Annotated in this window: 23 protein-coding genes and 3 tRNA genes; 16 read left to right on the top strand and 10 right to left on the bottom strand. The window is 70.4% G+C overall.

Annotated features, from left to right (window positions below):
• The first annotated feature begins 189 nt into the window (after window positions 1-189).
• From HHX35_RS16080 to HHX35_RS16070, 3 genes are read left to right on the top strand one after another with little or no spacing between them, the layout of a single operon-like run.
• The gene (locus HHX35_RS16080) at window positions 190-573 is read left to right on the top strand and encodes a group 1 truncated hemoglobin (protein ID WP_182899603.1); all 384 of its coding nucleotides are present in this window, start codon (window positions 190-192) and stop codon (window positions 571-573) included.
• Complete coding sequence (locus tag HHX35_RS16075; RefSeq protein ID WP_182899602.1) at window positions 574-1,695, top strand: globin domain-containing protein; 1,122 nt, start codon at window positions 574-576, stop codon at window positions 1,693-1,695. It abuts the gene before it with no gap.
• A complete protein-coding gene (locus HHX35_RS16070; RefSeq protein WP_161628107.1) occupies window positions 1,692-2,354 on the top strand; it encodes a DivIVA domain-containing protein in 663 nt (220 codons plus the stop codon). The genes HHX35_RS16075 and HHX35_RS16070 overlap by 4 nt, the downstream gene beginning before the upstream one ends.
• Before the next feature lie 31 nt (window positions 2,355-2,385).
• On the opposite strand, the gene HHX35_RS16065 is transcribed toward HHX35_RS16070, so the two are convergent.
• Both HHX35_RS16065 and HHX35_RS16060 read right to left on the bottom strand, forming a co-directional pair.
• Window positions 2,386-4,026 carry a heparinase II/III family protein gene (locus HHX35_RS16065; RefSeq protein ID WP_310739125.1) on the bottom strand — a complete coding sequence of 547 codons (1,641 nt, stop codon included), beginning with the start codon at window positions 4,024-4,026 and terminating at the stop codon, window positions 2,386-2,388.
• Window positions 4,027-4,196: 170 nt separating this feature from the next.
• On the bottom strand, window positions 4,197-4,637 hold the full coding sequence (locus tag HHX35_RS16060) for a nuclear transport factor 2 family protein (RefSeq protein WP_182899600.1): 441 nt from the start codon (window positions 4,635-4,637) through the stop codon (window positions 4,197-4,199).
• Window positions 4,638-4,725: 88 nt separating this feature from the next.
• Between HHX35_RS16060 and HHX35_RS16055 the strand changes: the two genes are divergently transcribed.
• Both HHX35_RS16055 and HHX35_RS16050 read left to right on the top strand, forming a co-directional pair.
• Window positions 4,726-5,268 (top strand): TetR/AcrR family transcriptional regulator, encoded by a 543-nt coding sequence (locus tag HHX35_RS16055; RefSeq protein ID WP_182899599.1) that lies wholly within the window; start codon window positions 4,726-4,728, stop codon window positions 5,266-5,268.
• A gap of 75 nt (window positions 5,269-5,343) precedes the next feature.
• Window positions 5,344-5,943 carry an HD domain-containing protein gene (locus tag HHX35_RS16050; RefSeq protein WP_182899598.1) on the top strand — a complete coding sequence of 200 codons (600 nt, stop codon included), beginning with the start codon at window positions 5,344-5,346 and terminating at the stop codon, window positions 5,941-5,943.
• A 72-nt stretch (window positions 5,944-6,015) separates the two neighbouring features.
• On the opposite strand, the gene HHX35_RS16045 is transcribed toward HHX35_RS16050, so the two are convergent.
• On the bottom strand, window positions 6,016-6,390 hold the full coding sequence (locus tag HHX35_RS16045) for an antibiotic biosynthesis monooxygenase (RefSeq protein WP_310739124.1): 375 nt from the start codon (window positions 6,388-6,390) through the stop codon (window positions 6,016-6,018).
• Window positions 6,391-6,475: 85 nt separating this feature from the next.
• Between HHX35_RS16045 and HHX35_RS16040 the strand changes: the two genes are divergently transcribed.
• Window positions 6,476-7,246, top strand: coding sequence for a fumarylacetoacetate hydrolase family protein (locus HHX35_RS16040; RefSeq protein ID WP_139578382.1), 771 nt, complete (start codon window positions 6,476-6,478; stop codon window positions 7,244-7,246).
• Between the two features lie 28 nt (window positions 7,247-7,274).
• Window positions 7,275-8,603, top strand: a complete 1,329-nt coding sequence (gene gltX / locus HHX35_RS16035) for a glutamate--tRNA ligase (RefSeq protein ID WP_220505515.1) — start codon at window positions 7,275-7,277, stop codon at window positions 8,601-8,603.
• Here gltX and HHX35_RS16030 read toward each other — a convergent pair.
• Window positions 8,500-9,837 carry an MATE family efflux transporter gene (locus HHX35_RS16030; RefSeq protein ID WP_182899596.1) on the bottom strand — a complete coding sequence of 446 codons (1,338 nt, stop codon included), beginning with the start codon at window positions 9,835-9,837 and terminating at the stop codon, window positions 8,500-8,502. The two genes, gltX and HHX35_RS16030, sit on opposite strands and share 104 nt — an antisense overlap.
• Window positions 9,838-9,892: 55 nt before the next feature.
• On the opposite strand from HHX35_RS16030, the gene HHX35_RS16025 reads away from it, so the two are divergent.
• On the top strand, window positions 9,893-10,432 hold the full coding sequence (locus HHX35_RS16025) for a PadR family transcriptional regulator (protein ID WP_182899595.1): 540 nt from the start codon (window positions 9,893-9,895) through the stop codon (window positions 10,430-10,432).
• 3 nt (window positions 10,433-10,435) lie between these two features.
• On the opposite strand, the gene HHX35_RS16020 is transcribed toward HHX35_RS16025, so the two are convergent.
• Window positions 10,436-12,418, bottom strand: a complete 1,983-nt coding sequence (locus HHX35_RS16020; protein ID WP_182899594.1) for a M3 family metallopeptidase — start codon at window positions 12,416-12,418, stop codon at window positions 10,436-10,438.
• A 251-nt stretch (window positions 12,419-12,669) separates the two neighbouring features.
• On the opposite strand from HHX35_RS16020, the gene HHX35_RS16015 reads away from it, so the two are divergent.
• From HHX35_RS16015 to HHX35_RS16005, 3 genes are all read left to right on the top strand, one after another.
• Window positions 12,670-12,741 (top strand) — tRNA-Gln (locus HHX35_RS16015).
• A gap of 43 nt (window positions 12,742-12,784) precedes the next feature.
• A tRNA-Glu gene (locus HHX35_RS16010) sits at window positions 12,785-12,857 on the top strand.
• A gap of 13 nt (window positions 12,858-12,870) precedes the next feature.
• A tRNA-Glu gene (locus tag HHX35_RS16005) sits at window positions 12,871-12,943 on the top strand.
• 460 nt (window positions 12,944-13,403) lie between these two features.
• On the opposite strand, the gene HHX35_RS16000 is transcribed toward HHX35_RS16005, so the two are convergent.
• From HHX35_RS16000 to HHX35_RS15985, 4 genes are all read right to left on the bottom strand, one after another.
• Window positions 13,404-14,156, bottom strand: coding sequence for an AAA family ATPase (locus tag HHX35_RS16000; protein ID WP_182899593.1), 753 nt, complete (start codon window positions 14,154-14,156; stop codon window positions 13,404-13,406).
• A 363-nt stretch (window positions 14,157-14,519) separates the two neighbouring features.
• Entirely contained in the window at window positions 14,520-15,224 is a 705-nt protein-coding gene (locus tag HHX35_RS15995) for an MgtC/SapB family protein (protein WP_182899744.1), read from the bottom strand.
• 119 nt (window positions 15,225-15,343) lie between these two features.
• A complete protein-coding gene (locus HHX35_RS15990) occupies window positions 15,344-17,047 on the bottom strand; it encodes a hypothetical protein (RefSeq protein ID WP_182899592.1) in 1,704 nt (567 codons plus the stop codon).
• Window positions 17,048-17,084: 37 nt separating this feature from the next.
• Window positions 17,085-17,801, bottom strand: a complete 717-nt coding sequence (locus HHX35_RS15985) for an IclR family transcriptional regulator (RefSeq protein ID WP_079312748.1) — start codon at window positions 17,799-17,801, stop codon at window positions 17,085-17,087.
• A 140-nt stretch (window positions 17,802-17,941) separates the two neighbouring features.
• On the opposite strand from HHX35_RS15985, the gene leuC reads away from it, so the two are divergent.
• From leuC to HHX35_RS15960, 5 genes are all read left to right on the top strand, one after another.
• Complete coding sequence (gene leuC, locus HHX35_RS15980; RefSeq protein ID WP_139578390.1) at window positions 17,942-19,327, top strand: 3-isopropylmalate dehydratase large subunit; 1,386 nt, start codon at window positions 17,942-17,944, stop codon at window positions 19,325-19,327.
• 32 nt (window positions 19,328-19,359) lie between these two features.
• Window positions 19,360-19,947 (top strand): 3-isopropylmalate dehydratase small subunit, encoded by a 588-nt coding sequence (gene leuD, locus HHX35_RS15975; protein ID WP_182899591.1) that lies wholly within the window; start codon window positions 19,360-19,362, stop codon window positions 19,945-19,947.
• Window positions 19,926-20,186 (top strand): hypothetical protein, encoded by a 261-nt coding sequence (locus tag HHX35_RS15970; protein WP_079312744.1) that lies wholly within the window; start codon window positions 19,926-19,928, stop codon window positions 20,184-20,186. The genes leuD and HHX35_RS15970 overlap by 22 nt, the downstream gene beginning before the upstream one ends.
• Window positions 20,187-20,239: 53 nt before the next feature.
• Window positions 20,240-20,536 carry an HU family DNA-binding protein gene (locus HHX35_RS15965; protein ID WP_111698130.1) on the top strand — a complete coding sequence of 99 codons (297 nt, stop codon included), beginning with the start codon at window positions 20,240-20,242 and terminating at the stop codon, window positions 20,534-20,536.
• 260 nt (window positions 20,537-20,796) lie between these two features.
• Window positions 20,797-22,824 (top strand): SpoIIE family protein phosphatase, encoded by a 2,028-nt coding sequence (locus HHX35_RS15960; RefSeq protein ID WP_310739122.1) that lies wholly within the window; start codon window positions 20,797-20,799, stop codon window positions 22,822-22,824.
• Here HHX35_RS15960 and HHX35_RS15955 read toward each other — a convergent pair.
• The gene (locus HHX35_RS15955) at window positions 22,803-24,326 is read right to left on the bottom strand and encodes an MFS transporter (RefSeq protein WP_182899590.1); all 1,524 of its coding nucleotides are present in this window, start codon (window positions 24,324-24,326) and stop codon (window positions 22,803-22,805) included. The genes HHX35_RS15960 and HHX35_RS15955 overlap by 22 nt on opposite strands.
• Window positions 24,327-24,438 lie beyond the last annotated feature (112 nt).

Below are 24,438 nucleotides of genomic sequence, written 5' to 3'. Positions count from 1 at the left end.
ATCTGCGCACTGAACCCCGTGCTGTCGCGGTGCCTGCCGCCGGCTTCTGATCGTTCTATCGGAGGCGGCCGACGCCGTGGGAGCCGAGCGATCGTCTGTCACCATGACCAGCCGCGTGACTGTGTGGAGTTCGAAAAATTTCGGCCCCCAGTCATCCCCCTCGCTGGTGCACCCGGAATGGGAGGGTCTGTGATCACCTCGCCGTCTTACTATGACCAGATCGGCGGCGCACCAGTGGTGCGCGACGTCGTCGAGCGCTTCTACGAGCGCGTGCTCGGCGACGACGATCTGAAGCCGTACTTCACCGGTATCGACATGCCCAGGCTGAAGCGGCACATGGTCATGCTGCTGTGCTCGGTCCTCGGCGGCCCCGATCCGTACGAGGGCCGTGACCTGGGCGAGGCCCACGCCGGCATGGGCATCACGTCGCAGCACTACGACAAGGTGGGCGAGCACCTGTTCGCGGTCCTGGAGGCCGCCGGCGTCGGCGAGGACATCCTGCGCGACGTCGGCCTCGTCCTCGGCAAGGTGAAGTCGTCCATCGTCGCCGAGCCCGCGGAAACGGCCGACTGAGTGGATACGCAGGCTCTCAAGGACAGCTGGCACCTCGTTTCCCGATCGGGCGACCAGGTGCCGCTGTACTTCTACTCGGTTCTTTTCCTGATGAACCCGGACGTGCGGGACATGTTCCCGGTGTCGATGGCGCGCCAGCGTGACAAGCTCGTAGGCGCATTGGGACGCGTCATCAGCAACGTCGACCGGCTCGAGGAAGTCGTCCCGGTCCTGCAGCAGCTCGGCCGCGACCATCGCAAGTTCGCGGTGACCGCGACGCACTACCCCGCCGTCGGCCAGGCGCTGCTCGCCACGCTCGAGCACTTCCTGGGTGACCGGTGGACTCCTCAGCTCGCGCACGACTGGACGCAGGCGTACAACCTGGTCGCCCAGGTCATGGTCGAGGCCGCCAACGACGCGTCGAAGACCTCTCCTCCCTGGTGGGAGGCCGAGATCGTCGGCCACGAGATGCGTACCCTCGGCATCGCCGTCATCCGCGCCCGGGTGAACTACCAGTACCCCTTCCGCCCGGGTCAGTCGGCGTCGATCTCCTACGCCATGCGCCCGCGCGTCTGGCGGTTCTACTCGTTCGCCAACGCGCCGCGCCAGGACAACACCATCGACCTGCACGTACGCATGGTCGACGGCGGCGTGCTCAGCTCCGCGCTCGTCATGGGCGCGCGGCGGGGCGACATGCTGCGCGTGGGCGCGGCGGTGGGGGAACGGCTGACGCTCACCCCGGACGTCCAGGGCGACCTGCTCATGATCGGGGGCGGCACCGGCCTCGCGCCGCTCAAGGCGCTCGTGGAGCAGATCGCCTACGAGGGCCCGACGCGCCGGGTGGACCTCGTCGTCGGCGCCCGGAACTCCAGGGAACTGTACGACTACGAGGCGCTGGCCAAGATGGCCGCCGAGCACCCCTGGCTCAACGTCGTGCCGGTCGTCTCCCACGACCCCTTCTACCGGGGCACCCGCGGCTACGCCGTGGACGTGGCGTTGCAGGGATGGCGTGGCCAGCACGTCTACGTCTGCGGCTCGGAGGAGATGGCGCAGGCCACCGTCGGACGGCTGCTGGACGCCGGCGTGCCCACCGAGCAGATCCACTTCGACGAGTTCACGAGCGACAAAGGTCGGGAGTCATGACGGCAGAGATGCCTTGGGGAAGCCCGGCGGGCGAGCGCCAGCCCCTCACCCCGGATCGGGTACGCAAGCAGGAGTTCACGCGCACATCGCTCGGGCGCCGCGGCTACAGCGAGGACGAGGTGCGCACGTTCCTCTACCGCGTCGCGGAGGACATGGCGGCCAGCGACAAGGAGAAGGCCGACCTGCGGGCGTACATCGACCGGATGAAGCAGTGGTACAAGGAACACGGCATGAACCCGGAACAGGCCGCCGCTGCACAGACCCTGAACGTCGACGCCATCAACATCCTGTCCCGCGCCCAGCAGACCGCCGACGCCCAGATCGCTGAGGCCGAGGACTACGCGCGGCGCATCGTGAGCCAGGCCCGCCAGCAGTACGAGGAACTCCTGATGGAGGCGCAGCGGCAGGCGGAGGAGGCCGCCAACCAGGCGGTCGGCGCCTACCGCGCCTCGGGCAACGGGCTGCAGAGCGCCGAGGCCGAGGAACTGGAGCGCAGGATCGCCTACCTGCGTACGTTCGCGGACGTCACGCAGGTGCAGTTGCGGGCGGTCCTGGAGGGACTGGCCCACGAGGTCGACAAGCTCGGCCACGTGCCGGACCAGGCCAAGCAACTGGCAGGCGGCTCCCTGCCGGGCGGCTCTCCGTCGGTCTACGGATAACCGCCCGCCACCCTCCTATCGGGGGAGGAGGTTACGACAGCGTGCCGGAAGAGCTCGCGCGAAGCGTGACCGAACCGGCCGGGGTGTGAACGGTCAGAGTGCGTCCTGAGCAGCTGACCTCCGGCCGGTCGGTGCCGGGCACCACCACGGTCAGCAACGACTCCGCCACGGGCGAGACGATCACCGGAGCCGGCTCCTTGCGCATGTAACCCGGCGAGACCCAGCCCTGGTAGGGCGAGGTCTGCCCGCGCACCACCCGCTGGCCGCCGACGGGCTCGCACGACGGCATCGCGAGCTGGACGATCGACGCCTTCCACCCGCCGTCGCCCACCACGACCTGCCCGCCCGAGTCGGACACGACCTTCAGCCCGGGATCGAGGTGCCACAGGTTCTGGAGCTTCCCGCCGCCGCTGTCGAGCACCGCCATCACGTCCTCGCGGTGGTTCACCAGCACCGACCGCTTGCGCGGCACGCCGTACGCCCTGTCGGTGAACGTGAACGACTGCCGGTCCTTGTGCACGGACTCGGACACCAGCGCCGTGGGCGTGTGCCCGCGGAACTTCCTGCCCACGAGGATCGGCACGTTGTGGGCCTCCGGGCCCAGCGTCCACCGCCGGTAGGGCGTGTTCTCGTACGAGACGAAGCCCGCCTCGGTGAGGATCGAGCGGCCCTGGGCGTAGTAGGTCACGCCCATGTGGTCCTCGTGGCCGTGGAACTTCAGCGCAGGCCCGAACCGGATCGAGTAGTAGGCCGACTTGGGGTCGTTCCAGGCGGTGCGGCCGAAGACGTATCCGGCGTTGAAGACCTGCACGGTCGAGTCGGCGTGGTCGAAGGCGGCCGGCTGGACGTCGGCGGGCCCGTCGCCGATCGGCACCATGTAGCCGTTGGGCTGGGTGGCGGCGCTGATGTGCCGCGGCAGGCTCTCCCAGCGGGTGGCCAGCGCCGCGGGGACCTTCATCCTGCAGTCCTTGATCGTGTCGACCGCCACCCTGAGCCGGTCGTGCACGTAGATGGCGTAACGCGGCGCCTGCTCGCGCAGCGCGCCCTGCCCGTCGATGTCGAGCTTCATCGACTTCACCATGCGGCTCACCGCGAGGTTCTTCCACTTCGGGTTCCCGTAGCGGCAGCCGATGCGCAGCAGGCCGATGTCCTGGTCGAGCCCGTGGTTGTGGCCGAGCTCGTAGTTCTTGGGGTTCGACAGCAGCTTCGCGTGCAGGGCCAGGCTGTTCTTCAGCCAGTCGGCCTTCACGTACCTGCTCAGGCACACCAGGGCCGGGGCGCGCAGCGCGATCGGGTGCTCGGCCCAGGCGTACGGGCTGGTCGTGCGCCCGCCGTACGGGTTGTCCTCGACCCAGTCCTTGGCGATCTCCACGGCCCGGCCGAGGTAGTCCTCCTCGCCGGTCGCCTCGTAGTCGGCCACGAGCCGGCCCATCCACCGCAGCGACTGGAACACCATCTGCCAGGACCTGTTCTTGTACGGGTCCAAGCGCCAATCGACGTCCTTGCCGACCGTGACCGCGGGCATGCCGAGGAAGGACAGCTTGCCGCTCATGACGTCACCGGAGGTGGGGGTGGCGGGCAGCCAGTCCCCCTGGCACTCCGGTGTGCGGTGCGGGGCCCGCGCCTGGGCGGGCGAGGCCACGGTGAGCGCGGTCAGCGGGAGAACGGCCACCAGGGAGAGGGTTGAGAGGCGGCGGAACACGCCCGGTTCCTTCCGAGATCGAATTGGGAGCCGCTCATGCTGTCCGATTTCTGATGATCTGGTCAAGCCGCTCTGGTTACAAGTGCACAACTGCTCACATATGTCAGCTTGTCATTCGAGCCCAGGCTGGCCGCGGATCGTCAGGTGCCGGCGGTCAACCCGGCGACGAGATCGTCGACCATGCCGAAAGCGATCAGGCTGTCGAGCGGATTGGAATAGTTACGCGACCAGGTGATCAGCCCGTCGCGGACTCTGGCGACCATGACGACCTGGGATGTGAACTGCTTGCCCGTTGCGGTGACCCGGCCCTGCAGCCGGTATTCGGCTATCACCGTCTCGGGGTCGGTCGTCCGGTGGATCTCGATGTCGTCCACCGACCCGAACCTCTGGAGCTGAGCACCTGTCTTGAGATGGGCACGGAAGGTCTCCCGGTCCTGCTCCTCCTGCGGTCGGCCGGGCAGCTGGAACGGGAACTCGAAGACGGCGTCCTCGGCGAACAGATCGGCCATCTCCTCGCAGGGCCCGGAGGCGGTCAGGTGGAGGAGCCGGGCGATGACGTCGTACGGCGTGAGAACAGACATGGCATACTCCTGAAATATCCGGGGCGGACGCCCCGGATATGAAGATACGGGGCGATCGCCCCGGTTGTCCATATGGAAAGGAACGGGCATGCGGGCCGATGCGCGGCGGAACAGAGCACGGATCCTGGAAGCGGCGGGTCAGGCTTTCGCCGTCGAGGGCTTGGGTGTGTCGCTCGATGAGATAGCGCGCCGGGCAGAGGTGGGCCCGGGCACCGTTCACCGGCATTTCCCCACGAAGGAGGCGCTCTATGAGGCCGTCATCGCCAACCACCTGGAGCAATTGATCGCCTCGGCACGCGAGGCGCTGGCGGCCGACCGAGCCGGGTCGGGGTTCTTTCCCTTCCTCCGGCGGCTGATCGGCGAGGCCCGCGCCAAACAGGACCTCACGGACGCGCTCACCGGGGCCGGTGTGACCCTGACCGACGCCACCCGGCAGACGGCCGTCCAGCTGCAACAGATTTTCGCCGAGCTTCTGGCCTCCGCTCAGAAGGCAGGCGTGGTGCGTGACGATGTAGACGGCGAAGACGTGCAGGCCATCGTCCTTGCCGCGGTAACCGGCGAACGCCGCCGCGCCGACCACACCCGCCCCGGCCGCCTCGCCGACCTCGTACTGGACGGCCTGCGCCCGTAGCGCCGGCCCGAATCGTGTGGGAAGTGACCGTACGGCCGCTCGCGCCCGGCCGGCCCGCTCTGCCAGCCTGGGGCCATGCCGGTCCCGTTCTCAGAGACGTTTCCCGAGACACCCGCCGCGGCGGCCGCGCTCGCCGTCGCCACCCGCTTCTGCCCGCCCGCGCTGCTCAACCACTCGATCAGGTCGTATCTGTGGGGCGCCGGGTACGCCCGGGCGCACGGGATCGGCTTCGACGACGAGCTGTACTACGTGTCCTCCCTGCTCCACGACATCGGGCTGACCGAGACCTTCGACAGCCACACGGTGCCGTTCGAGGAGGCGGGGGGACGTCTCGCCTGGGTCTTCGGCATGTCCGCCGGGTGGTCGCCGGAGAGGTCCGCGCGGGCCGAGGAGATCATCGTCGTCCACATGCGCGACCCGGTCGCCGCGTCCGAGGACCCCGAGTCGCACCTGCTGCAGGTGGCCACGTCCTGGGACGTGTCCGGACAGCGGCCCGAGGAGTTCCCGGCGGACGCCCGTGCCGCCGTGCTCGCGCGTCATCCCCGGCTCGGGTTCGGCGCGGAGTTCCTGGCCGCCTTCGATGAGCAGTCGCGGCGCAAGCCGGGCTGCGCGGCGGCCTGCTCCGTCACCGGGGGCATCGGCGCCCGGATCGCCGCCAACCCGCTCGACGCCTGAACGGCCCCCTCGGACGCCTGAACGCCCCCGGTCGCGCGTGACCGGGGGCGTTCAGACGTCGACGGGCCCGGCTCAGCCGTCCTGCTTGGGGCCGGTGCTCTCCACGACCTCGAAGGTCCACAGCTCGGAGTCGGTCGCGGCCGGGCCGCCCTGTCCGTGTCCGTGGCCCTGCCCGTGCCCGTGGCCCTGTGCGGCGGCCTCGCCGGCTGCCTGTGCGTGTCCCGCCTGGAACGCCCGGCTCTCCTGCCAGCGCCGGAAGTCCTCCTCGCTGCGCCAGCGGGTGTAGACGAGGTAGCGGTCGCTGCCCTCCACCGGCCGCAACAGCTCGAACCACTCGAACCCGTCGGCCGACTCCACCATCCCGGCCCGGCCGGCGAACCGCTTCTCCAGTTCGCGCCGCATCTCCTCGGGCACCGTCAGCACGTTGATCTTCACGACCGAAGGCACATCGACTCCCGTAGCGCTCGACAACCCAGCTGATACCAGACCACCTTACGTACGCCCGACCACGGGGCGGCACTAGGCTCGTGACGTGCGTATCGCGAGGTTCTCGATGGGCGACCAGGTCGCCTTCGGCGTGGTGGAAGAGGGCGGGCAGGTCATCGCCCGCGTCGGCGGCCACCCCTTCCACGGGGTGGAGTTCACCGGCGAGCGGTTCCCGGTGGCCGAGGTCCGCTTGATCGCCCCCATGCTGCCCAGCAAGATCGTCGCTATCGGCAAGAACTACGCCGACCACGCCAGGGAGATGGGCGGCGAGCCCCCGGCGGAGCCGGTCGTGTTCCTCAAGCCCAGCACGACCGTGATCGGGCCGTCGGAGGCGATCGCGTACCCGGGGAAGCTGTCGGAGCGGGTCGACTACGAGGGTGAGCTGGCCGTGGTGATCGGCCGGCTGTGCCGCGACGTCCCCGCCGAGCGCGCGGGCGAGGTGATCTTCGGATACACCTGCGCCAACGACGTGACCGCACGCGACCTGCAGGCCAAGGACGGCCAGTGGGCCAGAGCCAAGGGCTTCGACACGTTCTGCCCGCTGGGCCCCTGGATCGAGACCGAACTCGACCCGGCCGACCTGGCGATCACCACCACGCTCAACGGCGAGGTCAGGCAGAGCGCCCGCACCTCCCTCCTGCTGCACGACATCCCCGCGCTCATCGCGTACGTGAGCGCGGTCATGACCCTGCTGCCCGGCGACGTCATCCTGACCGGCACGCCCGCCGGGGTGGGCCCGATGTCCGTGGGCGACGAGGTCGGCGTCTCCATCGAAGGAATCGGAACTCTCACTAACCGGGTGATCTCACGTGACTAGGGTGCGCTTCGCCCCTTCGCCCACCGGCATGTTCCACGTCGGCGGCGCCCGCTCGGCGCTGTTCAACTGGGCGATCGCCGAGCAGTCCGGCGGCACGTTCGTGCTGCGCATCGAGGACACGGACGCGGCACGCAACCGGCCCGAGTGGACCGAGGGCATCATCTCGGCCCTCGCCTGGATCGGCATCAACGGCGACTCGCCGCACTTCGAGGGGCCCTACTTCCAGTCCGCCTACGAGCAGCAGCATCGCGACGCCGCGACCAAGCTGCTCAAGGACGGCAAGGCCTATCACTGCACCTGCACGCGCGACGACGTGAAGGCCAGGACCGGCTCTGAGCACCAGGGCTACGACGGCCACTGCCGCGACCGCGGCCTGACCGAGGGCGCCGTGCGGTTCCGTACGCCCGACGAGGGCGTGACGGTCGTGGACGACAAGGTCCGCGGGCGGGTGGAGTTCCCCAACTCGGCGATGGAGGACTTCGTCATCGTCCGCGGGGACGGCTCGCCGCTGTTCATCCTCGCCAACGTCGTGGACGACATGGAGATGCGGATCAGCCATGTCGTACGGGCCGAGGAGCACCTGTCGAACACGCCCAAGCAGCAGCTTCTGTGGAGGGCGCTCGGCGCGGAGCCGCCGGTCTGGGCGCACGTGCCGGTGATCGTCAACGAGAAGCGGCAGAAGCTGTCCAAGCGCCGCGACAAGGTCGCCCTGGAGTCCTACCGCGACGAGGGCTACCTCGCCGAGGCGATGGTCAACTACCTCATGCTGCTCGGCTGGGGGCCCGGAGACGACCGCGAGATCATGCCGTGGTCGGAGATGATGCCGCTGTTCCGGTTGGAGGACGTGAACCAGGCGCCGGCGTTCTTCGACGAGAAGAAGCTGCGGGCCTTCAACGGCGAGTACATCCGGGCGCTGCCCCGCGAGGTGTTCGTCGCCCGCTGCGAGCCGTGGCTCGACCCGTCCTGGGACCGCTCGGTGTTCGACCGCGTGGCCGACCTGGTGCAGACCCGGGTCGCCGTGCTGTCCGAGGTCACCGCCAACGTCGACTTCCTGTTCCTCGACGAGCCCGTCTTCGACCAGGCGTCCTGGGACAAGGCGATGAAGGCGGGGGCGGCCGAGATCCTGGCCGGGTACGCCGAGCGGCTGGAGACGGTCAGCTGGGACCCCGACTCGCTCAAGACCGCCCTGGAGGAGGTCGGCCTCGCCCACGGGCTCAAGCTCGGCAAGGCGCAGGCGCCCGTCCGCGTGGCGATCACCGGCCGGACCGTGGGCCTGCCGCTGTTCGAGTCGATCGAGGTGCTCGGCCGCGAGCGCTCGCTCGACCGGGTGCGCGCGGCCCTCGCCAGGCTGGCCTGAGCAGGCCGAGCGACAGCGCGGCGCCGGCGGCCATGGCCAGCCAGACCCCTGTGGGTCCCATCCGGGAGCCGAGCAGGAAGGCCAGCGGCAACTGGACGGCGAAGCCCGCCAGCGTCGCCGCGAGCAGGCCGGCGCCCCGCCCGCCGGCCTGCAGGACGCCCCCGACGGCGATCAGGCCGCCGAAGGGCACGAGGTAGAGCGGCATGCAGCGCAGGAACCATACGGCCTGCGCGGCCACCGCGGGGTCGGCGGTGAACGGACTCACGGCCGCCGGAGCGAGCGCGTTCAGCACGAGCGAGGCGGCCAGCCCCGCGGCCAGTCCGTATCGCAACACGGGAACGACGTGATCGCGCCGTGAAGACGGGCCGTCCGCCTCGCCGGCGCGCGAGGCGCGGATCATCGCCGCCTGGCGGAGGGCGTAGAAGGACATCACACCGGCCATCATGATCTTCAGGCCGATGCCGTAGCCGGCGAGCGCGGCCACGCCCTGCCGGCCGACGATGCCGGCGAGCGCCATGCCCACCAGGGCGCGCGCGAGGAAGTCGCCGGACATGGGCAGCCCGGTGCGCAGGATCGCCGCCGCGTCCGCGCGGTTCGCCGAGACCTTCTCCGCCCCCCTCCCCGGGGGCAGCCGCCTGGCGAGCAGGAGGGCGGACACGGCCAGCGTGGCCAGGCGGGCCGCCACCGTGGCCAGCGCGGCTCCCCGGACGCCCAGGCCGAGCCCGTAGATCAGCAGCGGGTCCAGGCCGATCACCAGGACGTTGCACAGCAGGGCCGCCCGCATCGGCGTCCGAGTGTCGCCGAGGCCCTTGAAGATCCCGTCGACGAGATTCTGGGCGAAGAAGACGGGGATCCCTGCGAACGCCACCGCGTAGTAGCCCGCGGTCAGCCCCACCGTGACGGGATCGCCGGTGAACAGGCGGGCGACCGGCTCGCGCAGCAGCACGCCGGGCACCGCCACGGCCACGGCGAGAACGCCCAGCAGCAGCCAGGCCGTACGAATGACCGGGGCCAGCGGGGCACGACCGTCGCGCCGTCCGATCAGGACCGTCGTGCCAGTCCCGACACAGAGGATCACGCCGAGGGCCAGGTTCTCGGTCGTGGTGGCCACCGTGACCGCGGCGACGGCTTCGCTGCCGAGGCCGGACACCCACAGCGTGTCGATCAGGCCGACGGCCACGACGGCCGTCAGGAGTTCGACGTAGACAGGCAGGGCGAGCCTCATCAGACTCATGCGTTCACCTCGAAACGAGCTATATCGATTAGAGGTATAACGATACGATGCCGCCGTGGCAAGCGGTGACCTGGCGTTGACGATCCTCGGTTTCCTGGACGAGGAGTCCATGCACGGATACGAGCTCAAGCAGCGGATCGCCGGGCTGAGCGGGCACGTCCGGCCGGTCAGCGACGGCGCGCTCTACCCGGCGATCGCCCGGATGGAGGCCGCCGGCCTCCTGGAACGGCACGAGGAGGAGGGCTCAGGCGCCGCCCGGCGCCAGGTGCTCTCGATCACCGCGCGGGGCCGGGAGGAGCTGCTCAGGCGGCTGCGTGAGCCGTCGGACGTCGAGATCAGCGACCAGGCGAGGTTCTTCACGTTGCTGGCGTTCCTGTCCCGGCTGCCCGACGCCGAGGACCAGGTGACGGTGCTGCGCCGGCGGCTGGCCTTCCTGGAGACGCCGGCGAGCTTCTTCTACCGCGGCGGAAGGCCTCTCAGGGCCGAGGAGACGCCCGATCCCTTCCGCCGCGGCATGATGCTCGTCGCCCGGGCCGTGACCGCCGCGGAGAAGGACTGGCTCAGGCAGGCCATCTCCGCGCTCACCGGGTCGTGACCGTCACAGCAGCCCGCGGCGGTCCAGCAGGGGAGTGATCTCCGGGTCGCGGCCGCGGAAGTCGCGGAACGCCGTCATCGAGTCGACGCTGCCGCCCCGGGACAGCAGGGCCCGGCGGAAGGTGTCGCCGTTCTCCCGGCGCAGCCCGCCGTTCTCGTTGAACCACTCGACGGTGTCGGCGTCGAGGACCTCGCTCCAGATGTAGGAGTAGTAGCCGGCGCTGTAGCCGCTCGCCCAGATGTGGGCGAAGTACGTGCTGCGGTACCGCGGCGGGACGGCCGGCAGATCCACCCCGGCCTCCCGCAGCGCCCGCCTCTCGAACTCCTCCACGCCCTCCTCGCCGTCGTAGACCGTGTGCCAGGCCCAGTCGAGCAGGGTGGCGGCCAGATACTCCAGCGTGGCGAAGCCCTGGTTGAACTTCTGCGTCTCCAGCATCCGGTCGACGAGGTCCTGCGGCATCGGCTCGCCCGTCTCGTGGTGCGTGGCGTACTCGGCCAGGATCTCCGGATGGGTCGCCCACATCTCGTTCACCTGGGAGGGGTACTCGACGAAGTCGCGCGGCACGGCCGTGCCGGAGAAGCGGGGGTGGCGCACGTCGGAGAACAACCCGTGCAGCGCGTGCCCGAACTCGTGGAACATGGTGTTGACCTCGTCGAACGTCATCAGGGTCGGCTCGCCCCTGACGATGTTGAGGTTGTTGACCACCACCGGCCTGGTGTCCTCCAGGCCCGACTGCTTCACCAGGCTGTTCATCCACGCCCCGCCCCGCTTGGAGGCCCTGGCGTGGAAGTCGCCGAGGAACAGGCCCAGCGGGGAGCCGTCCTCGTCGCGCACCTCGAAGACCCGCACTTCGGGGTGGTAGCCGTGCAGGTCGGAGCGCTCGTGGAAGGTGACGCCGTACAGGCGTGACGCCGCGTTGAAGACGCCCTTCTCCAGCACCGTGTTCAGCTCGAAGTACGGCCGCATGCGCCGGCTGTCGATGTCGTAGCGGGCCTTGCGCACCTTCTCGGAGTAGAACGCCCAGTCCCACGGCTGGATCGGGTGGCCGGCGATCTCCTCCAGGTCCGCCTGCTCCTTACGCGCGTTGGCGACGGCGGGCGGCACGAGCCGGTCGAGCATCTCGGTGACCGCCCGGGTCGTGCCCGCCGTCTGGTCGGCCAGGACGTACTCCGCGTGGTTCTCGTAGCCCAGCAGCCGTGCGCGCTCCCGGCGCAGGACCGCGATCTCCTTGATCAGTTCGGCGTTCGCCGCGCCCCGCCCGACCGAGGCCCGGTGGATCCGCTCACGCAGGGACCGGTTGGTCAGTTCGGCCAGGGTGGGCTGGCCGGTGGGCAGGACCAGCGTGATCAGATACTTGCCGTCCAGCCCGCGCTCCCTTGCCTGGTCGGCGAGCCCCTGGATCGCGTCCTGAGACAGCCCGTCGAGTTCGGCCACGTCCTCGACCACGACCGCCCGCTCGTTGGTGTCGGCGAGCAGGTTCTGCTGGAACGCCGTCCCCAGGGCCGACAGCCGCTCGTTGATCTCCCTGAGCCGGGCCTGGTCCTGCGGGCCCAGCGTGGCGCCCGCACGGGTGAAGTCGGTGAGGTAGCGCTTCAGCAGCCACCGCTGCTCCTCGTCGGCCGCCTCGACCGCCTGGATGCGCGCGAAGAGCTTCGCGTTGAGGTGGATCGCGTCGGCGTGCTTGGCGAGCTTCGGCGTGACGTCCTTCTGGATCTCCTGGACGCCGGGCGTCGTGTCGGAGGACGCCTGGTTGAAGAACACCGCGGAGACCCGTTCGAGCAGTGCGCCGGACCTCTCCAGCGCCTCGATGGTGTTCTCGAAGGTCGCAGGCTCCGGGTTCTCGGCGATCGCCTCGACCTCCGCGATCTGCTCGGCCATGCCCTGCTCGAACGCCGGCGCGTAATGCTCCTCCCTGATCTCCTGGAAGGGGGGCAGCCCGTAGGGCAGGGTGCTCGGGCTGAGGAAGGGGTTCGCGGCCGAGGTCATGGCTGGCGGCTCCTCACGTGGTGCGGGCGTTTGTCCCAGCCTCGCACAGGAGGACCTGGCTCTGCGCGCAGGAGGACCGACGCCCTCCATACGGGAGGACCGACGCCCTCCGTACGGGAGGATCGGACCCTTCGCGCGGGCGATCGGATCAAGAGATCGCGAGGCGCGCCGCAATCGTTTTGGTAGTGGGTCGCAAGCTGGGCTATCCTTTCGGAGTCGCAAGCGGGAGCCGCGAGGCCCCCGCAAGCAGATGGGGTATGGGGTAATTGGCAGCCCGACGGATTCTGGCTCCGTTAGTCTAGGTTCGAGTCCTGGTACCCCAGCTGGATCCCCCCAAGGGATTCTGCTGGAAACAGCGCAGTGCAAGGTCCCGTCGTCTAGTGGCCTAGGACGCCGCCCTCTCAAGGCGGTAACGGCGGTTCGAATCCGCTCGGGACTACTTCACTGCACTCGGCTCCGTCGTCTAGTGGCCTAGGACGCCGCCCTCTCAAGGCGGTAGCGCCGGTTCGAATCCGGTCGGGGCTACATCATCGAGAACCCTCGGCACTTCCCCGTGCCGGGGGTTCTCGCCGTTACGCGGACGCCGCGCCCTGCTCATGGCCCGCTGCGCGGGCGTGACTCCGGCCCGGGCTACCGGGCACCCTCGGCACTTCCCCGTGCCGGGGGTTCTCGCCGTTACGCGGACGCCGCGCCCTGCTCATGGCCCGCTGCGCGGGCGTGACTCCGGCCCGGGCTACCGGGCACTCTCGGCACTTCCCCGTGCCGGGGGTTCTCGCCGTTACGCGGACGCCGCGCCCTGCTCATGGCCCGCTGCGCGGGCGCGACTCCGGCCCGGGCTACCGGGCGCTCTCGGCACTTCCCCGTGCCGGGGGTTCTCGCCGTTACGCGGACGCCGCGCCCTGGGGTATCGCCGTCCGGCCCCGCACCGGTAGGTCGCCCACGCGCGCCTGACGGTCCTGTGGAGCGGCATTTCCCGGTGTGACGCCTACGGCAACTCCCGGCGCGGCGTCGCGTCGCGGTCGAGCACGTGCCGCAGATAGGCGTCAGGCGTCTCCAAGAACCGCCGCCAGTGGTCCACCAGGTGGAGTTCCTTCCACACGACACAGTGGATCCCGTCGTCGTCCAGTTCGAGGATCTGCGCGCCCGGGAGACTGGCCAAGATCGGCGAGTGCGTGGCACATATGATCTGCCCGCCCTCGTGGGCCACGCGGTCCATCAAAGCGACGAGGCGCAGACACGAGGTGAACGACAGCGCAGCCTCCGGCTCATCCATCAGATACAGGCCGGGCCCGGCGACCATGCGGTCCAGCACGGTGAAGAACCCCTCGCCGTGCGACTGCTCGGTCAGGTCCTCCTCCCAGAACCCGTGTAGGCCGGACACGTTCTGCCCGAGGTTGAACAGCGTCTCAGCACGGAAGAAGAACGCCCGCCGCTTCGTGCGGGGGCCACGTATGAGGCGCAGCCCCGCGGTGGTGAACTCGGCACGCAGGGCCTGGCCGAGCGGCGTCGCCTCCCCGGTTGAGGCGTACCGGGTGCCGGCCTTGCCCCCTTCGGCGTTGATACCGCAGACGTCGGCGACGGCCTCGACGAGTGTGGACTTCCCCGAGCCGTTCTCCCCGACGAGGAATGTCACGGGGGCGGTGATGTCGAGCCCGTTCGTGAGGCGGTGGATCGCGGGGACGGTGAACGGCCACCGGTTCGGATGGGGTGGCGGCACAGTCAGGCGGGTGATCAACATGACCGGCTCCGCGAGGCCCGAACACGCATTCGCGGGGCGGGTAGATCAAGAGCTCGGCCGAAGAGGCGCTCCAGGATCGCGGCTGCGTCCGGGATACCTGTCCACGCCTCGCCATGGGCCCAGCGGTCAAACCAGCCGAAAACAGCGACGCCGAGCGACTCCGCGCCCTCGTCCAGGATGCGGCGCGAGAACGCGCGCTGACCCGAGCGCGGGTGTCCGTGGCTGGTCATGAAAGTGTGTGGCCTCCTGGGAGGTGGGCCGGCACTTGTTCGGCTGGCAGTTCCCATCAGGGTTGCACAGCCGCCGGCAGGGCCCGGCCGAGGCGCTCGCCGCGCCGGCCGACTGAAGCTGCTTGGGAGCCCTCTAGAGGTGCTGGGCGTTGGCGTCGTCGCAGGAGACGATGAGCACGCCCTCTATCTCGGCCAGTCTGCTCGTGAGGTCCCCGATCGAGCCCGGGCCGTGGATCAGCAGGGTGACCATGACCGTGCCGGTGTCCTGGCCCCGGCCGGGCTGCTCCAGCGACAGCTCGTCGACCACGAAACGGCGGGCCGTGCACTCGGCCAGGGCCTGGCGCAGCACGCCCCGGCCGTCCGTGTACGACAGGCGCAGCCGCGACTGGGCGTGCTTGGAGTGGGGGAGCCGGGCGGCCAGCGGAGTGAGCCCCAGCATCACGACGAAGTTCCCCACCGTGGCCAGGACGGCCAGTTGCCACAGGCCCGCTCCCGCGGCCATGCCGACTCCGGCGGTGAGCCACACGGCGGCGGCGGTGGTCAGCCCCTTGACCGCGTCGCGGCGTACGAAGATCAGCCCGCCGCCGATGAAACCGATGCCGGAGACGATCTGGGCCGCCACCCGCGACGGATCGAGCACCACGGAGTCGCCGAGGACGTCGGAGAATCCGTACTTGGACACGAGCATGAACAACGCGGCGCCGAACCCCACCAGCGTGTGGGTGCGGAGCCCGGCGCTCTTCTGCCGGATCTCCCGCTCCAGCCCGATGGCCGCCGACAACACGAGCGCGATGGCGAGGTCCACGGCCGGCTGCCACCACGCCACAGGGCTCACCATGAGTGAGATCGGCGTCACGCGACCAGACTAAGTCCGCACGCCCGATTCGGTCATCCTGTCGTGACCGCAGTGGCGGGCGAGGCCGGGGCGGACGCCGCCGTCCCGGCCTCGATGAGCCGCTAGCGTCCCGACCGCGCCTTGAACAGCGCCCGCTTGGCGGCCTTGACCACCTGCTTGTCCGGGTGGGTCTCGCCGATGAGGTCCAGCAGCTCCTCGATGTGGGGGTGGTGGACCTTCCAGATCACGTCGAGCAGCCCGATGAGCGTCTGTGCCGGGCCGATGTCGTGCAGGCTGGACACGAACTCCGGCCGGCCGAGCCCGGCGGAGATCGTCCACATGTCGAGAATCAGCCAGTGGGTGTCCGCCTGGGTCGGCTCCGGGGCGTCCTCGACGTCCATCTGGGTCAGGTGCGTCGCGGCGTACGGCCGCAGCGAGGGCTCCTTCAGCGCCTCCAGCCAGGCGGGGATGGCGGCCTCGCCCAGGGAGCCCACCAGGCTGGCGGCCTGGACCCGCACGAGGGCGTCCGCCTCCTCCTCGGCGGCGGCTTCGAGCAGCTCGGAGGCGGCCCGCGCCGGGTCGCGCAGGGCGAGCCAGGCGGCGAACTCCTCGTCGGCCTCCTCCTCGGACATGTCGGCGCTGAACGACAGCAGGTCGAGCGCGGTCATGGCGTCGATCGCGGGCCGGGCGTCGATCTCGATGTCCTCGTCGTCCAGCAGGTGGACGAGGCCCTCCGTGCCGAGCGGCGTCAGGGTCGCCGCGTCGCCCTCGACGGTGACCATGCCGTAGCCGGTCAGCCAGGCGAGCACGGAGGCGAGCGGGTCGCCGGCCGCGGCCCAGGCGTCGGCGCCCAGGTCGTCGTACTCCGCCGCGGCCTCGGCCAGCTCCTCGCGCAGCGAGGACACCGGCCGCGTGCCGCCGGCCAGCAGCACGCGGATCAGCAGCGCGCGGGTCAGGCCGGACAGGGCCAGTGTGAGGTCGTCGTCGTCCAGTTCCGGGTCGCCGTAGTCGAGCGAGTGGAGGCCGAGCATCCAGACGTCCAGGACGTCGTCGTCGTCCTCGAAGGGCCAGGCGGCGGTGTCGGAGTCCACGCTGACCGTGTCGTCGCCGTCGGGGGCGAGGAACTCCAGGTCGATCGCGAGGTTCCACAGGTTCCAGATGTTGCGCGCGTCGGGCAGGCCGAGCGTGCGCACCGCCTCGTCCACCTCGGATTCGGTGAGCAACGTCTCCTCGCCCACCTTGCGCCCGGTGCCGACCCACAGCGCCAGGTCGCGGGCCTGCGCGATGAGCGTCACCCGGCGGGCCGCTTCGGCCAGCTCGGTGTCGGGACGCAGCCGGATCGTGGGCAGGGCGCCGATCTCGTCGGCGAACGGCTCGAAGTCGCCGAGGCCCTCGTCGGTCTCGTCCTCGTCGAGCTCGTCCTCCTCCTCGTCCCAGTCGCGCTCGGCGATGGTGTCCTCCATCGCGTCCACGAAGTCGTCCTCGACCTCGTCCAGCTCCGCGAGCAGGGTCTCCAGGGACGCTGAGCCGGGCGAGAGCCGCCCGGTGGACGACAGGAACGTCAGGTAGGCCCGGACGGCGGGGATCATGCCGTCCGCGGCGGCGTCGGGGTCCTCGACAACCTGGGGCATGCGCTCCAGCAGGACCGTGCGCAGGTCGCCGCGCTTCCACAGCCCGACGTCGTCGCGGGCGATCAGGCGATGCCACAGGGCGACGGGGCCCACGAGGTCGGGGTCGCTGCCGGGTGCGTTGTCCGGCGCCCAGAGGATGAATTCTTGGAGCAGGGGACGCAGTTCAGCGGCGGCTGCCTCGATGCGGTCTGTCACCCCGCCAGCCTAGGGCTATCGGGACACCGCTCTCCAATCAGTTCGCGCGGCGCATGGCTTCGGTTATCCGCTCGGCGGCGGCGACGACGGGGGCGGCGTGCATCCGGCCGGGCGTACGGGTCAGCCGCTCTATGGGACCGGACACGGAGACCGCGGCGATCACCTTGCCGCCGGCGCCGCGGATGGGCGCGGAGACGCTCGCCACGCCCTGCTCGCGCTCGCCGACGCTGTGCGCCCAGCCCCTCCTGCGTACGCTCGCGAGCGTGGCGGCGGTGAACTTGGCACCCCGCAGGCCGCGGTGCAGCCGGTCGGGCTCCTCCCAGGCGAGCAGGATCTGGGCGGCGGACCCCGCGGTCATGGGCAGCGCGGAGCCGACCGGCACCGTGTCGCGCAGTCCGCTGGCGCGCTCGGCGGCGGCCACGCAGACCCGCTCGTCCCCTTGGCGCCGGTAGAGTTGAGCGCTCTCCCCGGTGAGGTCGCGAAGCTGGGTGAGCACCGGCCCGGCGACGGCGAGCAGCCGGTCCTCGCCCGCGGCGGTGGACAGTTCCGACAGGCGGGGTCCGAGGATGAACCGGCCCTGTGTGTCGCGGGAGACGATGCGGTGGTGCTCCAGCGCGACGGCCAGCCGGTGGGCCGTCGGCCTGGCCAGGCCGGTGGCCTGGACGAGCTGTGCCAGGGAAGCGGGGCCCGCCTCCAGGGCGTTGAGTACGAGAACCGCCTTGTCGAGTACTCCGACCCCGCTAGAGTTGTCCATACCCCGATACTGCCGTCTCGCCATACGAGATGCAAACGCAATGTTGGGAATCAGCAGATACAGTGTCCATATCCCGATATTTCCGTCTCATCATGAGAGACACGACCGCGGGGGTCTGAACGCGAGGAGGCGTCACAACCATGGGTCGCACACTGGCTGAGAAAGTCTGGGAGCAGCACGTCGTACGCCGTGCCGAAGGCGAACCCGACCTGCTCTACATCGACCTGCACCTCATCCACGAGGTGACCAGCCCGCAGGCGTTCGACGGCCTGCGCATGGCCGGCCGCACCGTGCGCCGTCCCGACCTCACGATCGCCACCGAGGACCACAACGTCCCGACCGTGCTCGGGCCGATCTCCGACCCGGTGTCCCGCACGCAGGTGGAGACGCTGCGCAAGAACGCCGCGGAGTTCGGCATCCGCCTGCACCCGATGGGCGACGCCGGTCAGGGCGTGGTGCACATCATCGGCCCGCAGTTCGGCCTCACCCAGCCCGGCATGACGATCGTCTGCGGCGACTCGCACACCTCGACCCACGGGGCGTTCGGCGCCATCGCGTTCGGCATCGGGACCTCCGAGGTCGAGCACGTGCTGGCCACCCAGACGCTGCCCGCCTACCGGCCCAAGACGATGGCCATCGAGGTCAAGGGCGAGCTGCCGGTCGGGGTGACCGCCAAGGACCTGATCCTCGCGATCATCGCGAAGATCGGCACCGGCGGCGGCCAGGGCTACATCGTCGAGTACCGGGGCGAGGCCGTGCGCAAGCTCTCCATGGAGGGCCGCATGACCGTCTGCAACATGTCGATCGAGGCCGGCGCGCGGGCGGGCATGATCGCCCCCGACGAGACCACGTTCGAGTACCTGCGCGGCCGTCCCCACGCGCCCACCGGCGAGGCCTGGGACCGGGCCGTCGAGTACTGGAAGACGCTGCGCACCGACGACGACGCCGAGTTCGACAAGGTCGTGGAGATCGACGCCTCGGCCCTCACGCCGTTCGTCACGTGGGGCACCAACCCGGGCCAGGGCGCGCCGCTCGGCGCCGCCGTGCCGTCGCCCGAGCAGTTCGCCGACCCGGTCGAGCGGTCCGCCGCCGAGCGGGCGCTGGAGTACATGGGCCTGGCCGCGGGCACGCCGCTGCGCGACATCCAGGTGGACACCGTCTTCGTCGGCTCCTGCACCAACGGGCGCATCGAGGACCTGCGTGCCGCCGCCGAGATCCTGCGCGGGCGCAAGGTCGTCACCCGTACGCTGATCGTCCCGGGCTCCATGGGGGTCAAGAAGGCGGCCGAGGAGGAGGGCCTGCACGAGGTCTTCAAGGCGGCCGGGGCCGAGTGGCGCGAGGCCGGCTGCTCGATGTGCCTGGGCATGAACCCCGACACCCTGAAGCCGGGCGAGCGCAGCGCCTCGACCTCCAACCGCAACTTCGAGGGCCGCCAGGGCAAGGGCGGACGCACCCACCTGGTTTCGCCGCAGGTGGCGGCCGCGACCGCGGTGACCGGCCGGCTGACCGCCCCCGCCGACCTCTAGTCCGCCCGCCTCAGTCCCAGGAAGAGATCATCATGGATGCCTTCACCACTCACACCGGCCGGGCCGTACCGCTGCGCCGCAGCAACGTGGACACCGACCAGATCATCCCGGCGGTCTGGCTGAAGCAGGTCAGCCGTACGGGGTTCGAGAAGGGCCTGTTCGCCGCCTGGCGCGAGGACCCGTCCTTCGTGCTGAACGACCCGGCGTACGAGGGCGCGTCGATCCTGGTGTCCGGGCCCGACTTCGGCACCGGTTCCTCGCGTGAGCACGCCGTCTGGGCCCTGCAGCAGTACGGCTTCCGCGTCGTGATCGCCTCGCGGTTCGGCGACATCTTCCGCAACAACTCCACGAAGATGGGCCTGCTGCCGGTCGTCCTGCCCGAGGACGTGGTCGAGCGCCTGCAGGACGCGGCCGAGTCCGACCCGAAGACGGAGATCACCGTCGACCTGGTGGAACGCCAGGTGCGCTGCGGCGACCTCGTGGCCTCGTTCGAGATCGACGACTACACCCGCTGGCGGCTGCTGGAGGGCCTCGACGACATCGGGCTGACCCTGCGTCACGCGGACGCCATCGAGGAGTACGAGAATGGACGGCAGCCATGGCTGCCGACGACCGTCTGAACGATCCTCAGACCGGAGATGAGTTGCTGGCGCGGCGACTGCGTGATGCGCATCGCCGCGTCAGAGCGTTAGCCTTACCACAGGAGGAGCAGGCCCGCCTGGCGCGACGGCTGCTTGCTATCTGTGACGTGGCAAAGCGGGACATAGCCCATGCGGCCGCCCGGCTGGACGCCTTCATCGCCTATCTGGACGGCACATTCGACACGCCGAGCAGGCGAAACATGCCCCCCGGTGATTGAAGTCCCGCGACCTCGTCCCCTAATTTCAAGCGCGTAAGGGGGAGGAAACCGAAATGAACAAGAAAGAACTCGTCGACGCGATCACGGATCGTGTCGGCGACAAGAAGACGGCGACCGAAGCCGTCAACGCCGTTCTCGACGCCATCCAGGGCGCTGTCGCGAGCGGGGACAAGGTCTCGATCACCGGCTTCGGCGCCTTCGAGATGGTGCACAAGCCGGCCCGTACGGCCCGCAACCCTTCCACCGGGGATCCGATCAAGGTGGAGGAGAGCTGGGCACCCAGGTTCCGCCCTGGCGCGGACTTCAAGGAGCAGGTCAACGCGGGTGGCAAGGCTGCCAAGAAGAAGTAGCCGGCCCCACCCCGCACCAGTGGACGGCGCTCGGAGCCCCCGGGCGCCGTTCGTCGTTTCCCGCCCGGTGCCGCAGCCGCACGAGGGCTGTGGCCGCCCCCTCTTGACCTGGGTAAACGTGTGTAATCTCAGGTAAGCGAGTCGTAGGGCGCGTATGCGGGGGACCCCTCGATCGCGTGCACACGGTCAGACCGGGGGAAGATGCAGTGCAAGTCGGTCAAAAACCTGAGAAGCAAGGGCGAGTACGCGAGTCCAGCCGGGTGCCGTTGGCCGTGTTCGACCGGGCGCCGATCGCGGTCCTGGTGACCGGTGGGCAAGAGCATCGGCTGCTCTACACGAACGACGCCTTCCAGTCGATGTTCGGGGACCGGCCGATCGGGGCGCCGGTGTGGGAGGCCCTCCGCGACCTCGTGGGGCAGGACACCCTTGCCGCGTTAGACGAGGCGCTGGCGACGGGGGAGACGGCGCGTCTCGACGACGTCTACGTGACCGCGGACAGGGGCGGCGGACCACACGAGCGCCTCTTCCGGATGAGCCTTTCCGGGATTCCCCTCCAGGGCGGCGAGAGCGGACTGCTGGCGGTGGTCCAGGAGGTCACGGCGCAGACCGCCGCCGCGCGGCGGATGCGAGCCATGGAGAAGGAGCTGCGCCGCCTCCGGCGTCGTTACCAGAGCATCGTGTGGGCGGGCGTGCACGGGGTGTGGGTGACCGGCCCGTACGGCGAGTCCAGGGAGAGCCAGGGCTGGCAGCGGCTGACGGGACAGACGCCGGAGGAGAGTCTCGGCCGCGGCTGGATGCGGGCCCTGCACCCCGAGGACCGCGTGCGCGCCGAGGAGTGGTGGGACAAGGCCGCAGAACAGGCGGTTTCGCTCTACGAGGTGACACACCGCGTCCGCACCCGCGACGGCGTCTACCGGCACATCCGGTTCCGGTGCGTGCCGGTGCGCGAGAACGGCGCGGTGGTGGAGTGGGTGGGCACCTCCACCGACGTCGAGCAGGAGTGGCAGGAGGAGCGCCGCCGCCGGCTGCTGGAGCGCGCCGCGGCCGCGACGAGCGACATCACCAACCTGGAGGAGATGTGCCAGGCGCTCGCCGGTGTGATCGTGCCGGAGCTCGCCGACTCGTGCCACGTCTACCTGCTGCCCGAGGCGAGCGGCGGCCTCCCGCACGCGCCCGTAGTCACCGAGCGCGTCGCCTCCGCCGTACGCGAGGGACTACCGAGACTGCCGACGCGGCGCAAGGAGTATCACACCGTCGACGGGGCGCTGGTGCGCGCGGTACGGCTGCGCCGCCCTGTCAAGCTCTCCTACCCTCCCGGCCGTCCTTCGTTCTCCTGCCCGGAGGCCGTCAGGACGTGGATGGCCGAGATCGGGTCGCACAGCCTGGCCCTCCTGCCGATCGTCGTCGAGGGCGAGGTGGCGGCCGTGGTCACGACCGGTGCCTGCGGGGATCGCCCACCGATCCCGTGTGACGACGTCCGGCTGATGCGGGAGATGCTCGACCACGCGCACGACGCGGTCAGCAAGGCTCTGCGGTTCCGCCGCACGCAGAGGGTGGCGCTGGCCCTGCAGCACAGCCTGCTGGCCGAGCCGCCCCACGTCCCCGGCCTGGAGCTCGCCGCGCGCTATCAGGCGAGCCCGACCGCCGCCGAGATCGGCGGAGACTGGTACGACGCGTTCCGGCTGTCCTGCGGCGCCGTCAAGCTGGTCATCGGCGACGTGGCCGGGCACGACCTGGCCGCCGCCGTGTGCATGAGCCAGGTGCGCAACATGCTGCGGGCGCTCGCCGTCGACCGCGACGAGTCCCCCGGCGACGTCCTGCGGCGGCTCACCAGAGCCCTGGAGACGCTGAACGGCGAGAGCACGGCCACCTGCGTCCTGACCCGCCTGGAGAGGGACGACGAGGGCGTGTGGCGGATGACGTACTCGGTGGCCGGGCACCCGCCGCCGTTGCTGGTGACCGGCGAGGGGGAGGCCCACTTCCTCCAGGACGCGGGCAACCCCCTTCTCGGCCTCTCCCACGACCAGCCGTGGATCAGCGCCGCGCAGCCGTTGCCGCCGCACAGCACCCTGCTGCTCTACACCGACGGCCTCGTCGAGCGGCGGGGAGAGGATCTCGGCGACGGGCTCGAACGGCTGCGGCGGTGCGCGGAGCCGCTCGCGCGCGAACCCCTGGGCCGGTTCTGCGACGAACTGCTCACCGGGATGCCGGTGACGGGGGAGGACGACATCGCCATGATCGCGCTGCGGGTGCCGCCGGAAGGGCGCTATGAGGGAGTCGCCTCGTAGCCGGCCTCGTTGTGGGCCCCGTGGTGAGGCAGCGCGGCCGGGGCGGTCCGGGTCGCCGGGCGCATCGCCAGGACCAGCACGGCCAGCCCGGCGAAGACGACCGCGGCGACGACGCCGGTGACGTGCAGGCCGGCCGTGAACGCCTCCCGTGCGGCGTGCAGCAGTTGCGCGCCCTGGCCGGCGGGAAGGTGCCGGCCGGCGGCGACCGCGTCGGCCAGCGAGTCGGACGTGCCGTCCATCCGGCCACGGTAGACCACCGCCGCCACCGCACCGAGCAGCGCGAAGCCGAGCGAACCGCCGAAGTAGTTGCCGGTCTCCGACATCGACGCCGCCGAGCCGGCGCGCTCCGGCGGCACGGACCCGATGACCAGCCCGGTGCCCAGCGCGAACAGCGGGCCCGTGCCCAGCGCCAGCGTGGCGATGCCGATCATCACCAGCGGCAGGGCGCCCGCACCGCCCACGCCGACGCCGACCAGCAGCAGGCTGCCCACCGCCGACCCCGCCAGCCCGCCGGCGATGGCGGTCGTCTGTTCCATCCGCCTGGCCAGCGCCGGCGCGGCCATGGTGCCGACCGCTGTGCCCAGGCCCATGGGCGCGAACAGCAGCGCCGACGCGACCGGCGAGAAGCCCAGCACGCCCTGCAGATACTGGGTCACCATCAGGCCCGTGCCGGCCATGGAGACGCCGGCGAATACCAGCGAGACGAGTACGGCGGTGAAGGGGCGGTTGCGCAGCAGCCGCAGGTCCAGCAGCGGCGCCTCCAGCCGCAGTTGCCGGCGTACGAACAGGAATCCGACGGCCGCGCCGGCGACGAGGGCCACCGCCGGAGCGGCCGACACACTCCCGACGGTCAGTTGCTTGATCCCGTAGACCATCAGGAGCACCGCCACGAGCGACAGCCCGACGCTGGCCGGGTCGAGCCGTCCGGCCTGGTCGCTGCGGAACTCCGGCAGCAGGACCGGCCCGGCGAGCAGCAGCAACGCCATCGCCGGCACGGCGACCAGGAACACCGAACCCCACCAGAAGTGCTGGAGCAGGAATCCGGCGAGCACGGGTCCGAGCGCGCCGCCGGCGAACTGGCAGGTCGCCCAGATCGCGATGGCCTTGCCCCGCTGTCGCCCGTCGCGGAACATGGTGGTGATCAGGGCGAGTGTGGACGGCGCCAGGGTCGCCCCGGCGACGCCCAGCAGGGCACGCGCGACGATCAGCATCAGCGGGCTGACCGCGAAGGCGGCCACGACCGACAGCACCAGGAACGCCGCTCCGCCGATCAGCAGCAGCCGCCGCCGGCCGATCCGGTCGCCGAGCGTGCCCATCGTGATGACCAGGCCGGCCACCATGAATCCGTAGCTGTCGCTGATCCACAGTTGCTCGACGTTGGTGGCTCCCAGGTCGGCGCTCAGCTGTGGCAGCGCGAGGAGCAACGCCGTCGCGTCGATCGCGACGAGCAATGCCGGCAACGCCAGGACGGCCAGTCCCAGCCACGCCCGGTTGACTCGCATAAGTGAAAACTCCCTGTTCACTCGACGTCTCGCCGCTTGGTCGGAGCGGCCGGGAGTTTTTTGACACGGGAACGTGTCAAGACGGCGGCGGCGGCTCCGACCAACCGGTGAA

The sequence above is a fragment of the Microbispora sp. H10830 genome, assembly GCF_014161375.1.
Classification (GTDB): Bacteria; Actinomycetota; Actinomycetes; order Streptosporangiales; family Streptosporangiaceae; genus Microbispora; species Microbispora catharanthi.
This window is presented reverse-complemented; position numbering and strand designations above follow the sequence as displayed.